Below are 12,506 nucleotides of genomic sequence, written 5' to 3' on the forward strand. Positions count from 1 at the left end.
TCAAACGCCCTAAGGTCTCGAAAGTCTTTTATTCATCAGCAGGGGCGCGAACCAGCTGACCGATAAGGTCAGCACGAAGACACCGAATACTGCCAACGGCGCCAACGGCTTCACGCCTGCGAAGGTCAGTGCAAACAGCACTGCCGTCAAAATCATCTTGCCTGCCTCGCCAGCGTAGAACGACTTGACGATGGCCTGCGCCGCCCGGGCTCCGCTGAAGCGAAAAGCCTTCCAGGCGAAATACACATTGGGTAGCCAGGCGATCAGCCCTCCGCAGAGGCCTGAATAACCGCTGACTCCCCCTTTCCACTGCCACAACACCAAGGCTGCCAGCAGCAGTACGACAAATTGAGCCAGTAATACCGGAAAAACTGCCCAGCGATGGAAAGGCAGGCGGTTTGGCGTGCGGATTTCCATCGAAACTGCTCCCCGAAAGTCGACCGCCTCGTCAACATCGACTTGGCATAATTTGTGCCGACAAAATGCGCGCAGAGTATAGGGGTGGATTAACCCCTATTCAACTATCGGGTAGTGATTTCCGACTGCGCGCTACAACAGGAATTGTTTCAGCGGATGTGAGCAAGCACGCCCTGCAACTCATCTAGCGAGTTGTAGCGGATGACAAGTTGCCCCTTGCCCTTGTTGCCGTGGCGAATCTGCACCGCCGAGCCCAGGCGCTCTGCGAGCCGCTGTTCAAGGCGGGTGATGTCCGGATCAGGTTTGCTCGTTTCGACCGGCTCAGGTTTGCCGCTCAGCCACTGGCGCACCAGTGCTTCAGTTTGGCGCACGGTGAGGCCACGTGCGACAACATGACGCGCCCCTTCTTCCTGGCGATCTTCTTCCAGGCCGAGCAATGCACGGGCGTGGCCCATCTCCAAGTCGCCGTGGGCGAGCATGGTCTTGATCGCCTCCGGCAACGAGATCAGGCGCAGCAGGTTGGCCACGGTGACCCGCGACTTGCCGACGGCATCGGCCACTTGCTGCTGGGTCAGCTCGAACTCTTGCTGCAGGCGTTGCAGGGCAAGCGCTTCTTCCAGCGGGTTGAGGTCTTCACGCTGGATGTTCTCGATCAGCGCCATGGCGATGGCGGCTTCGTCGGGCACTTCGCGGACCATGGCCGGAACAGTGTCCAGCCCGGCCTGCTGCGTAGCCCGCCAGCGGCGCTCACCGGCGATGATCTCGTAGCGGTTGTCACCGATCGGACGCACCACGATCGGCTGCATGACGCCGTGGGCACGAATCGAGTGCGCCAGTTCTTCGAGCGCCTGCGGGTCCATGTCACGGCGCGGCTGGTACTTGCCACGCTGGATCAGCTCGACCGGCAGGTGTTGCAGTTCTTTCTGGTCGATCTGCACAGCCTGCTCTTCGAGCGAGCTGACGGAAGGACCACTGAGCAGTGCATCCAACCCACGTCCGAGACCGCGTTTCTTGATGGCCATGCGGATTCCTTAAGTTGTTTGTGCAGTGCGTGAAGGGCGGCGCTGACGGCGAACCAGCTCCCCGGCCAGTGCCAGGTAGGCCAGCGCGCCGCGCGACTGCTTGTCGTAGGCCAGCGCCGGCATGCCGAAGCTCGGCGCCTCGGCCAGGCGGATGTTGCGCGGGATCACAGTGTCGTACAGCTGATCGCCGAAGTGTTCCTTGAGCTGCGCCGAAACGTCGTTGTTCAGGCTCAGGCGCGGGTCGTACATGGTACGCAGCAGGCCTTCGATCTTCAGCGCAGGGTTGAGCCTGGCGCCGATGCGCTTGATGTTATCCACAAGGTCGCTCAAGCCTTCCAGCGCGTAGTACTCGCACTGCATGGGGATGATCACGCCATCGGAGGCGACCAAGGCATTGAGGGTGAGCATCGACAGCGACGGTGGGCAGTCGATGAGGATGAAATCGTAGTTGTCACGGATCGGCGCCAGCGCATTGCGCAGGCGGCTTTCCTTCATCTGCATTTCCAGCAGCACAACTTCGGCCGCGGTGAGATCGCGGTTGGCCGGCAACAACTGGTAGCCGCCGTGCTCGGAGTACTGCATGGCCTGGGCCAGGTCGCATTCCCCGATCAGCAGGTCGTACACCGATTGCTCGAGCTCGTGTTTATCCACACCGCTGCCCATGGTGGCGTTGCCCTGTGGATCGAGGTCGATCAGCAGCACACGACGCTTGGTCGCAGCCAGCGATGCGGCGAGATTGATACAGGTGGTGGTCTTGCCCACACCACCTTTCTGGTTCGCGATTGCGAATACCTTAGCCATTGTTGCGTGTGTTCCCAGTCATGCCTTGCGGCGCAGTATCAGCAGATGGCGCTGGCCCTGGCAACCTGGAACGGTCAGGGCCTGCTCGCTATCCACTGTGAAGTCTGCGGGCAATGCTACCAGTTCATCGGCAGGATGCAGCCCCTTCATTGCAAGCCATTGCGTGCGGGCGTCACCCAGGTGGCGGGTCCAGTTGGTGAAATTCTCCATGCTGCTGAAGGCGCGGGAGATGATTCCGCAGAACGGCTGCTCGGGCTGAACGTCTTCGACACGGCTGTGGATAACTGTGAGGTTGTCCAGTTTCAGCTCCATTTTCACCTGGGTGAGGAAGCGCGTCTTCTTGCCGTTGCTGTCGAGCACGGTCACCTGCTTGTGCGGATGCAGGATGGCCAATGGGATACCCGGCATGCCGCCACCGCTGCCGACGTCCAGCCAACGCTGGGCGTCCCTGTGGATAAACGGCATGACGCTGAGACTGTCGAGCAGATGGCGTGAAACCATCTCGTCCGGGTTGCGCACGGCGGTCAGGTTGTAGGCCTTGTTCCATTTGATCAACAGGGCCAGGTAGCCGAGCAGCAATTCGTGCTGCTGCGCGCTCAGCTCGACACCGAGCTGACGCGCACCTGTGGACAACTCTTCGGCGTGTTGCGGGGTAACCGGAGAACTCAAGCGCTTTGCTCCAATTCGCGGCCAGCGCCGCGTTTTTTCAGATGAATCAGCAGCAGCGAAATGGCCGCTGGGGTTACGCCAGGAATACGCGACGCTTGGCCGAGGGTCTCAGGGCGGGTCTGGCCGAGCTTGCCCTGGATCTCCTTGGACAGCCCGGAGATCGACGTGTAGTCGATATCCACAGGCAGGCGCGTGTCTTCGCTGGCACGCAGCCGGGCGATTTCTTCCTGCTGACGGTCGATGTAACCGGCGTATTTGGTCTTGATCTCGACCTGCTCGGCCACCTGCGGGTCAAGCTGCTCGCCGCCAGTGGCCTCGATCAGGCCGGCGTAGTCGATTTCCGGGCGAGCCAGCAGGTTCAACAGGCTGTACTCGTGGGCCAGCGGCGTGCCGAACTTATCCACAATGGCCTGGCCTTGCGCCGTCCCTGGGCGCACCCAGGTGGTCTTCATGCGCTGTTCTTCGCGCTCGATGCCATCGCGCTTGGCGCAGAAGGCGGCCCAGCGCTGGTCGTCGATCAGGCCCAGCTCGCGGCCTTTCTCGGTCAGACGCAGGTCGGCGTTGTCTTCGCGCAGGATCAACCGGTATTCGGCGCGCGAGGTGAACATGCGATACGGCTCCTGGGTACCCAGGGTAATCAGGTCGTCGACCAGCACGCCGATGTAGGCCTCGTCACGCCGTGGGCACCAGCTTTCGCGGCCCTGCGCGCGCAGCGCAGCGTTGGTGCCGGCCAGCAGGCCCTGGGCGCCGGCTTCTTCGTAGCCGGTGGTGCCGTTGATCTGGCCGGCGAAGAACAGGCCGCCGATGACTTTGGTTTCGAGGCTGTATTTCAGGTCACGCGGGTCGAAGTAGTCGTACTCGATGGCGTAGCCCGGGCGCACGATGTGGGCGTTTTCCATGCCGCGGATCGAGCGCACCAACTCCAGCTGCACGTCGAACGGCAGCGAGGTGGAAATACCGTTGGGGTACAGCTCGTGGGTGGTCAGGCCTTCAGGCTCGATGAACACCTGGTGGCTGTCCTTGTCGGCGAAGCGGTGGATCTTGTCTTCGATCGACGGGCAGTAGCGCGGGCCCACGCCTTCGATCACACCGGAGTACATCGGCGAACGGTCGAGGTTCGAGGCGATGATGTCGTGGGTGCGCGCGTTGGTGTGGGTAATCCAGCAGCTGACCTGACGCGGATGCATCTGTGCGTTGCCCATGAACGACATCACCGGAATCGGCGTATCGCCTGGCTGTTCGCTCATCACCGAGAAATCCACAGAACGGCCATCGATACGCGGCGGGGTACCGGTTTTCAGGCGGCCAACACGCAGCGGCAACTCACGCATGCGGTGTGCCAAGGCAATCGACGGTGGGTCACCGGCGCGGCCGCCCGAATGGTTTTGCAAGCCGATGTGGATAAGTCCACCCAGGAAGGTGCCGGTGGTCAACACGACCGAGTCTGCAAAGAAACGCAGGCCCATTTGCGTGACCACGCCCTTGACCTGGTCCTGCTCGACGATCAAGTCGTCACAGGACTGCTGGAATATCCACAGGTTTGGCTGGTTTTCCAGAATCTCGCGCACCACGGCCTTGTAGATGGCGCGGTCGGCCTGTGCCCGAGTGGCACGTACGGCTGGGCCTTTGCGGTTGTTCAGAACCCGGAACTGGATGCCGCTCTTGTCGGTAGCCAGTGCCATGGCGCCGCCGAGCGCATCGATTTCCTTGACCAGGTGGCTCTTGCCGATGCCACCAATGGCGGGGTTGCAGCTCATGTGACCGAGGGTTTCCACGTTATGGGTCAACAGCAGGGTTTTCACACCCATGCGTGCCGACGCAAGCGCAGCCTCGGTACCGGCATGGCCGCCGCCGATGACGATCACTTCAAAACGGGAAGGGAAATCCACCACGCACCTCGTGCCTGTTTTTGCGAATAGAGAAGGTAAGCCGACAAGTATAGGGACTTAGACCCCTTCAAAGAAACCGTCTGAGCAAAATTTGACCAGTCTGTGGATGAGTGGCAGGTAAAAGTAAACAAAGAGAAAAAATTTATAAAAGCTTTGTTTTTATGTTTATTTATACACAGCACCTTTTCTGTGGATAAAGCTCTACAGGCCAATATCCATAAGGCATGTAGCGTTTCAAAACCCTGTGTCCGACTGGGGTTGAGGGTTCTGGATAGGCGCGTATAGCCTGTGGATGAAACTGATGGTTATCAACAGGTGCCTTTTTCCTCAACAAAAAAGCACGGTTATCAACTGAGCTAAAGGTCAGTTGTCCACAGAGCTTATCCGCGAGTTTTTTCCCTGTTGATGCAATATCACCTGCGTTTCGCGCTCTCGCCTTTCCTGCAGACGAAAAAAAACCGCCCATCAAGGGCGGTTTCATCCACAGCTGCTTGTTCTATTTGCCGATACAGAAGCTCGAGAAGATGCGACCCAGCAAATCATCCGAGCTGAACGCACCGGTAATCTCGCCCAGTGCCTGCTGCGCATGGCGCAGATCTTCAGCCAACAACTCACCTGCACCCGCCAACGTCAGCTGTGCGCGCCCGTGTTCAAGGTGCTCGCTGGCCTGGCGCAGCGCCTCCATGTGCCGGCGACGGGCGCTGAAGCTGCTTTCAGCGGTCTGTTCATAACCCATGCAGGCCTTAAGGTGGTCGCGCAGCAGCTCCAGGCCCACGTCTGAATCACGGGCACTGAGGGTAATCGTCACATGCCCATCTTCGCTTTGCTCAAGGCCCACCCGCTCGCCGCTGAGGTCCGCCTTGTTGCGAATCAGCGTGACTTTGGCCGGGTCTGGCCGTTGATCGAGAAACTCAGGCCACAGGGCAAACGGGTCACTGGCTTCTGGCGCTGTGGAATCCACCACCAGCAGCACCCGATCGGCCTCACCGATAGCTTTCAACGCCCTTTCCACACCAATCTTTTCCACATGGTCGTCGGTATCGCGCAACCCTGCGGTGTCGACCACGTGCAGCGGCATGCCATCGATGTGGATATGTTCGCGAAGGATGTCCCGGGTGGTGCCGGCGATGTCGGTCACGATGGCAGCTTCGCGGCCTGCCAGCTGGTTGAGCAGGCTCGATTTGCCGGCATTCGGCCGCCCGGCAATCACAACCGTCATGCCATCACGCAGCAATGCGCCCTGCCCGGCTTCGCGCTGCACTGTGGATAACTCCGCGCGCACAGTGTCGAGCATGTTCAGCACGTGGCCATCGGCAAGGAAGTCGATTTCTTCCTCGGGGAAATCGATGGCCGCCTCGACGTAGATGCGCAGAGCAATCAGCGCTTCGGTAAGGCTGTGTACACGCTTGGAGAACGCGCCCTGCAGCGAACGCAGGGCATTGCGTGCCGCCTGGGTGGAGCTGGCCTCGATGAGGTCGGCAATCGCTTCTGCCTGGGCCAGGTCGAGCTTGTCGTTGAGGAACGCACGCTCACTGAACTCACCTGGGCGTGCCAGCCGGCAACCAAGCTGCAAACAGCGCTGCAGCAGCATGTCCATGACAATTGGGCCGCCGTGGCCCTGGAGCTCCAGCACATCTTCGCCGGTAAACGAGTTCGGCCCCGGGAAATACAGCGCAATGCCTTCATCCAGCACCAGGCCGTCGGCGTCGCGGAACGGGCCGTAGTGGGCATGGCGCGGTGTCAGCGTGCGCCCCGTGATGGTTTGCCCGGCCTGGCTGGCCAGCGGACCCGACAAACGGACAATGCCGACACCGCCGCGGCCCTGGGCGGTGGCGATGGCAGCGATGGTTTCACGCACAGTGTTCATGCTCGAAGCCTCTAGACGGTTACAACAGATAACAAAAACGCCCCACGAAGGGGCGTTTTATTCACAGGCTAGTTCAGTAGCCCGTCAAGCTGCGGCGTTTTTAGTCGCGGCTTCGATACGGCGAGTGATGTACCACTGCTGCGAAATCGACAGGCAGTTGTTCACAACCCAGTACAGCACCAGGCCAGCTGGGAACCACAGGAAGAAGAAGGTGAAGATGATTGGCATCATTTTCATGACCTTCGCCTGCATCGGATCCGGCGGGGTTGGGTTCAGGCGCTGCTGGATGAACATGGTGGCGCCCATGATGATCGGCAGGATGAAGAACGGATCCTTGATCGACAGGTCGGTAATCCACAGCATCCAGGGGGCCTGGCGCATTTCTACGCTTTCCAGCAGTACCCAGTACAGGGCCAGGAACACCGGCATCTGCACCAGGATCGGCAAGCAGCCACCCAGCGGGTTGATCTTCTCTTTCTTGTACAGCTCCATCATCGCTTGGGACATCTTCTGGCGATCGTCACCGAAGCGTTCCTTGAGCTGGGCAAGCTTCGGCGCTACGGCACGCATGCGCGCCATCGAACGATAGCTGGCAGCCGAGAGCGGGAAGAACAGGCCCTTGATGAGCATGGTCAGAACGATGATAGACCAGCCCCAGTTACCCAGCAGGCTGTGGATATGTTGCAGCAGCCAGAAGATCGGCTGAGCGATGAACCACAGGAAGCCGTAGTCGACGGTCAGTTCCAGGCCTGGGGACAACTCTTTGAGCTTGGACTGGATCTTCGGGCCGGCGTACAGCACGGCGCTGGTTTCGGCCTTGCCGCCGGCAGGGACGCTAAGGGCTGGGCCGGTGTAACCAATGATGTAGTTACCCTGGCTGTCCTTGCGGGTCTGCACGGTGTTGTTGTCCGACTTGGCCGGAATCCACGCAGTCACGAAGTAGTGCTGAAGCCAGGCAACCCAGCCGCCAGCCACAGTTTCTTTCAAACCGCCCTTGTCCATGTCTTTCATCGACACTTTCTTGTACGGCTCGGCAGCTGTCCACAGGGCGGCGCCCAGGTAGGTAGCAGTACCGGTGGCGGTGCTCGACGATGGATCGGAGCTGGCGTCACGCTTGAGCTGGGCAAACAGGTTGCCGTTCCAGGCTTGGCTGCTCTGGTTGTCGATCAGGTAGCTGACGGTCAGGTCGTACTCACCGCGCTTGAAGCTGAAGCGCTTGATGTAGTTGACGCCGTTCTCGCTGAACTTCAGGTCCACGACCAGTTGGTCCTGGCCGTCGGCCAGCTGGAAGCTTTTCTGCTCGGCGGCATACAGCGGGCGACCGCCGCTGCGGGCATCCGGGCCGTTGGTACCGGTCAGGCCGGACTGCGCCAGGTAAACACGTTCGCCGCCGTTATCGAACAGCTGGAACGGGATTTCCGGGTGGTCCTGGCGACGCGGGAACTGCGGCAGAGTCAGCTGGACGATGTCACCACCGACTGGGTCGATAGCGAGTTCCAGGACGTCGGTCTTGATCCGGATCAGATCCTTGCTGAGTGCAACCGGGGCGATTTCTGCCGGGGTCGACTCGGCATTGGCGCTTGGTACATCGGCGCTGGTACCGGAATTATTACCGGCAGGCACCGTGTCTGGCAGCGCTGGGGCAGCAGTATGCTGAGTCGGCAAGGCAGCCTGGCCGTAGTCCTGGTTCCACTTGAGGACCATGACGTAGGACACGATTGCCAGGGCGACGATCAGGATCGTGCGTTTAATATCCATGATTACTCGGCTATCGAAGAAGTTCGGGAGGAAGGAGCGGGAGGAACGGGATCGAAACCGCCGTCGTTCCACGGATGACAACGCCCCAGGCGACGAACGGCCAGCCACCCACCACGCCACAAGCCATGGTTTTCGATGGCTTCGTATGCGTAACAGGAGCAGCTGGGATAGAAACGACAGTGACTGGCCATCAGAGGACTGATGGCGTAACGGTAGAACTGGATCGGAACGAGGGCCAGTTTACGCATCGTGACTGTCTACCCCTGCAGGATCGGCATTGACCGCTGGAGAGGGTCGACTGCGGACCAGTCGCTTCCAGAGCTTGCCAAAGTGTTGGTGCAATTCTGGGTTTTCCACTTCGCCCAACCCCTTGCGTGCAACGATCACGATATCCAGCCCAGCCAGCGATTGCTGGTTCAGACGGAACGAATCGCGCATCAGGCGTTTCAGGCGATTGCGCTGAACGGCGAGCTTTACGCTCTTCTTGCCGATCACCAAGCCGAGGCGTGGGTGATCCAGGCCGTTCTCGCGAGCAAGGATAAGCAGGTTTTTCCCTGGAACCTTGCCGGTTGGGGAGTCGAAGACCGCTTTGAAATGCCGGGGTGTAAGCAGTCGCTTTTCCCGACTGAAGTCCTGACTCACCACCTGTGCCGAAAAATCAAATGGCCAGACGCTTACGGCCTTTGGCACGACGACGCGACAGTACGGCGCGGCCGTTCTTAGTTGCCATACGGGCACGGAAACCGTGGGTGCGGGCGCGCTTGATGGTGCTTGGTTGGAAAGTACGTTTCATGGCGTGTTACCTGGGTTTGTCGACGACGGGCCGGAATGGCCCCCTTTTAAGAGACCGGCGATTCTAGAGAAAGCAAGCTCGTAGGTCAATTTCCAACCAGCGTTTCCTTATGGAAGGTCGTTCACGGCCACTGGACGTCGGTTTTGCCTGGGCACGGTTTTTACCCAGGGTACGGGACGGCCATGCAGACAGACACTCAATATGAAAAAAATAAAGAGGCATATAAAAAGCTTTTCTGAAGAACTTATAAAGCTTAAGCACGCCTCCTTCTGTGGATAACCGGTTACAGCCCAGTATTTTCGGTATGTACAGAGATCCGAAACCTTGTCCGAAACAGGTGCTCTGTCTGTGCTGCGCATGGGTACAACCTGTGTATCGAATGGGTGTTTATCCACAGGGGTTTTATCCACAGGGTTGAACCCAGGGTTGTGCATAGCCCTCAAGTGCCGTTATCCACAGGGCTTATTCACATGCCGTCTGTGGTATTTCAGTCGCGATTTGACGCTTTTGTCGCGTCCAGAGCTGTCCTCTTATGTGGATAACTGGCTACCGCCCCGGTACAATGGCGGTTTGTTTTGCCTCATCCGGCTTTCAACTCAGGGGATATCCGTGTCAGTGGAACTTTGGCAGCAGTGCGTGGAGCTTCTGCGCGATGAACTGCCTGCCCAGCAATTCAACACCTGGATCCGTCCGCTACAGGTCGAAGCCGAAGGCGACGAGTTGCGCATCTACGCGCCTAACCGCTTTGTGCTCGATTGGGTAAATGAAAAATACCTGGGTCGTCTGCTCGAGCTGTTGGGCGAACACGGCACCGGCATCGCGCCGGCGCTTTCCTTATTAATAGGCAGCCGACGCAGTTCGGCTGCACGTGCAGCTCCCAACGCGCCAGTCAGCGCGGCCATGGCGGCTTCCCTTGCCCAACAGCCCGCTGCCCAGCCAGCGGCACCGGTTGCCGTGGCCAGCGAGCCGGTTGCAGCGCCCGTTGCCCAGTTAGTGCTCGAAGAAGTCGAACCGCCTACTTCGCGCGACAGCTTTGACAGCATGGGTTCGGCTGGCGGGCCTCCGGTAGCGCCTGGGCGGACCGAGCAACGCACTGTCCAGGTAGAAGGTGCGCTCAAGCACACCAGTTATCTGAACCGCACCTTTACCTTCGAAACCTTCGTCGAAGGTAAATCGAACCAGTTGGCGCGTGCCGCTGCCTGGCAGGTGGCAGACAACCCCAAGCATGGCTACAACCCGCTGTTCCTTTATGGCGGTGTGGGCTTGGGTAAAACCCACTTGATGCACGCTGTGGGTAACCACCTGCTGAAGAAGAACCCGAATGCCAAGGTCGTGTACCTGCATTCGGAGCGCTTCGTCGCCGACATGGTCAAGGCGCTGCAGCTGAACGCGATCAACGAATTCAAACGCTTCTACCGTTCGGTGGATGCGCTGTTGATCGACGATATCCAGTTCTTCGCCCGCAAGGAGCGTTCGCAGGAAGAGTTCTTCCACACCTTCAACGCACTGCTTGAAGGCGGGCAGCAGGTGATTCTCACCAGCGACCGCTACCCCAAGGAGATCGAAGGCCTGGAAGAGCGCTTGAAATCGCGCTTTGGTTGGGGCCTGACGGTGGCTGTAGAGCCGCCTGAGCTTGAAACCCGCGTGGCGATCCTGATGAAGAAGGCCGATCAGGCCAAGGTCGAACTGCCGCACGATGCCGCATTCTTCATCGCCCAGCGTATCCGTTCCAACGTGCGTGAACTCGAAGGCGCACTCAAGCGGGTTATCGCCCACTCGCACTTCATGGGCCGCGACATCACCATCGAGCTGATTCGCGAATCGCTGAAAGACCTGCTGGCGTTGCAGGACAAGCTGGTGAGTGTGGATAACATCCAGCGCACCGTGGCCGAGTACTACAAGATCAAGATCTCCGATCTGTTGTCCAAGCGCCGTTCGCGCTCGGTCGCGCGTCCGCGCCAGGTGGCCATGGCATTGTCGAAAGAGCTCACCAACCACAGCTTGCCGGAAATCGGCGACATGTTTGGTGGTCGCGATCACACCACCGTGCTGCACGCCTGCCGCAAGATCAACGAACTTAAGGAATCCGACGCGGACATCCGCGAGGACTACAAGAACCTGCTGCGTACGCTGACGACCTGATGGCCGTCTGCGCAGCTTATTGAAGGCAAGGGACTAGACCATGCATTTCACCATTCAACGCGAAGCCCTGTTGAAACCCCTGCAACTGGTCGCAGGCGTCGTCGAGCGCCGCCAGACCTTGCCGGTCCTGTCCAACGTCCTGCTGGTCGTCCAAGGTCAGCAACTGTCGTTGACCGGTACCGATCTGGAAGTCGAACTGGTTGGCCGTGTGCAGTTGGAAGAGCCGGCCGAGCCCGGCGAGATTACTGTGCCTGCGCGCAAGCTGATGGACATCTGCAAGAGTCTGCCGAGCGACGTGCTTATCGACATCAAGGTCGACGAGCAGAAGTTGCTGGTCAAAGCCGGTCGCAGCCGTTTCAGCCTGTCGACGCTGCCTGCCAACGACTTCCCGACTGTGGAAGAAGGCCCGGGCTCGCTGACCTGCAACCTGGAGCAAAGCAAGCTGCGCCGTCTGATCGAGCGCACCAGCTTTGCCATGGCCCAGCAGGATGTGCGCTACTACCTCAACGGTATGTTGCTTGAAGTTTCCACCGACACGCTGCGCGCCGTGGCCACCGACGGGCACCGTCTGGCCCTGTGCGCCATGCACGCTGCAATCGGCCAGGCCGACCGTCACCAGGTCATCGTGCCGCGCAAGGGTATCCTTGAGCTGGCGCGCCTGCTGACCGACCCGGAAGGCATGGTCAGTATCGTCCTGGGCCAGCACCACATCCGCGCGACCACCGGTGAGTTCACCTTCACCTCCAAACTGGTCGACGGTAAATTCCCGGACTACGAGCGCGTGCTGCCCAAAGGCGGCGACAAGACTGTGGTCGGCGATCGCCAGGCCCTGCGTGAGGCGTTTAGCCGCACCGCGATTCTGTCCAACGAAAAGTACCGTGGCATTCGCCTGCAGCTGGCCGCCGGCCAACTGAAAATCCAGGCTAACAACCCGGAGCAGGAAGAAGCCGAAGAAGAGATCAGCGTCGAGTACGAAGGCAGTTCGCTGGAGATTGGTTTCAACGTCAGCTACCTGCTGGACGTGCTGGGTGTGATGACGACTGAACAAGTTCGCCTGATTCTGTCCGACTCCAACAGCAGCGCCCTGCTGCAGGAAGCCGGCAATGACGACTCGGCTTACGTTGTCATGCCGATGCGCCTGTAACCTT

The 12,506-nt window shown here is 59.7% G+C and carries 12 protein-coding genes; 2 read left to right on the forward strand and 10 right to left on the reverse strand.

The window, feature by feature from the left end; translation table 11 throughout:
• Positions 1-9: 9 nt before the first annotated feature.
• The 10 genes from HU719_RS12100 to rpmH all read right to left on the reverse strand — a co-directional run bounded on the left by HU719_RS12100 (position 10) and on the right by rpmH (position 9,216).
• Positions 10-417 (reverse strand): F0F1 ATP synthase subunit I, encoded by a 408-nt coding sequence (locus HU719_RS12100; RefSeq protein ID WP_186534849.1) that lies wholly within the window; start codon positions 415-417, stop codon positions 10-12.
• 149 nt (positions 418-566) lie between these two features.
• Positions 567-1,439, reverse strand: a complete 873-nt coding sequence (locus HU719_RS12105) for a ParB/RepB/Spo0J family partition protein (protein ID WP_186517588.1) — start codon at positions 1,437-1,439, stop codon at positions 567-569.
• A 9-nt stretch (positions 1,440-1,448) separates the two neighbouring features.
• Positions 1,449-2,240, reverse strand: a complete 792-nt coding sequence (locus HU719_RS12110; RefSeq protein WP_186517590.1) for a ParA family protein — start codon at positions 2,238-2,240, stop codon at positions 1,449-1,451.
• A gap of 18 nt (positions 2,241-2,258) precedes the next feature.
• Positions 2,259-2,909, reverse strand: a complete 651-nt coding sequence (gene rsmG, locus HU719_RS12115; RefSeq protein ID WP_186517593.1) for a 16S rRNA (guanine(527)-N(7))-methyltransferase RsmG — start codon at positions 2,907-2,909, stop codon at positions 2,259-2,261.
• Positions 2,906-4,798 carry a tRNA uridine-5-carboxymethylaminomethyl(34) synthesis enzyme MnmG gene (mnmG, locus tag HU719_RS12120; protein ID WP_186534848.1) on the reverse strand — a complete coding sequence of 631 codons (1,893 nt, stop codon included), beginning with the start codon at positions 4,796-4,798 and terminating at the stop codon, positions 2,906-2,908. The genes rsmG and mnmG overlap by 4 nt, the downstream gene beginning before the upstream one ends.
• A 496-nt stretch (positions 4,799-5,294) precedes the next feature.
• Positions 5,295-6,665, reverse strand: coding sequence for a tRNA uridine-5-carboxymethylaminomethyl(34) synthesis GTPase MnmE (mnmE, locus tag HU719_RS12125; protein WP_186517598.1), 1,371 nt, complete (start codon positions 6,663-6,665; stop codon positions 5,295-5,297).
• An 84-nt stretch (positions 6,666-6,749) separates the two neighbouring features.
• Positions 6,750-8,423: a membrane protein insertase YidC gene (gene yidC, locus HU719_RS12130; RefSeq protein WP_186517600.1), complete on the reverse strand. Its 1,674-nt coding sequence runs from the start codon at positions 8,421-8,423 to the stop codon at positions 6,750-6,752.
• Positions 8,424-8,425: 2 nt separating this feature from the next.
• The gene (gene yidD / locus HU719_RS12135) at positions 8,426-8,671 is read right to left on the reverse strand and encodes a membrane protein insertion efficiency factor YidD (RefSeq protein WP_078477749.1); all 246 of its coding nucleotides are present in this window, start codon (positions 8,669-8,671) and stop codon (positions 8,426-8,428) included.
• Positions 8,664-9,068: a ribonuclease P protein component gene (rnpA, locus tag HU719_RS12140; protein WP_186517662.1), complete on the reverse strand. Its 405-nt coding sequence runs from the start codon at positions 9,066-9,068 to the stop codon at positions 8,664-8,666. Before rnpA ends, yidD begins: the two co-directional genes overlap by 8 nt.
• Positions 9,069-9,081: 13 nt before the next feature.
• Positions 9,082-9,216 carry a 50S ribosomal protein L34 gene (rpmH, locus tag HU719_RS12145; protein WP_003253163.1) on the reverse strand — a complete coding sequence of 45 codons (135 nt, stop codon included), beginning with the start codon at positions 9,214-9,216 and terminating at the stop codon, positions 9,082-9,084.
• A 609-nt stretch (positions 9,217-9,825) separates the two neighbouring features.
• Between rpmH and dnaA the strand changes: the two genes are divergently transcribed.
• Complete coding sequence (gene dnaA / locus HU719_RS12150) at positions 9,826-11,358, forward strand: chromosomal replication initiator protein DnaA (protein ID WP_186517602.1); 1,533 nt, start codon at positions 9,826-9,828, stop codon at positions 11,356-11,358.
• 40 nt (positions 11,359-11,398) lie between these two features.
• A complete protein-coding gene (dnaN, locus tag HU719_RS12155) occupies positions 11,399-12,502 on the forward strand; it encodes a DNA polymerase III subunit beta (protein WP_186517604.1) in 1,104 nt (367 codons plus the stop codon).
• Positions 12,503-12,506: the final 4 nt, after the last annotated feature.

The organism is Pseudomonas farsensis, assembly GCF_014268805.2.
GTDB classification, from domain to species: domain Bacteria; phylum Pseudomonadota; class Gammaproteobacteria; order Pseudomonadales; family Pseudomonadaceae; genus Aquipseudomonas; species Aquipseudomonas farsensis.

Bases quoted from the DNA above. Each gene is read 5' to 3' on its own strand.
- HU719_RS12100 (WP_186534849.1), bottom strand. From the start codon at position 417: ATGGAAATCCGCACGCCAAACCGCCTGCCTTTCCATCGCTGGGCAGTT.
- rpmH (WP_003253163.1), bottom strand. From the start codon at position 9,216: ATGAAACGTACTTTCCAACCAAGCACCATCAAGCGCGCCCGCACCCAC.
- mnmE (WP_186517598.1), bottom strand. From the start codon at position 6,665: ATGAACACTGTGCGTGAAACCATCGCTGCCATCGCCACCGCCCAGGGC.
- yidD (WP_078477749.1), bottom strand. From the start codon at position 8,671: ATGCGTAAACTGGCCCTCGTTCCGATCCAGTTCTACCGTTACGCCATC.
- HU719_RS12105 (WP_186517588.1), bottom strand. From the start codon at position 1,439: ATGGCCATCAAGAAACGCGGTCTCGGACGTGGGTTGGATGCACTGCTC.
- HU719_RS12110 (WP_186517590.1), bottom strand. From the start codon at position 2,240: ATGGCTAAGGTATTCGCAATCGCGAACCAGAAAGGTGGTGTGGGCAAG.
- dnaN (WP_186517604.1), top strand. From the start codon at position 11,399: ATGCATTTCACCATTCAACGCGAAGCCCTGTTGAAACCCCTGCAACTG.
- yidC (WP_186517600.1), bottom strand. From the start codon at position 8,423: ATGGATATTAAACGCACGATCCTGATCGTCGCCCTGGCAATCGTGTCC.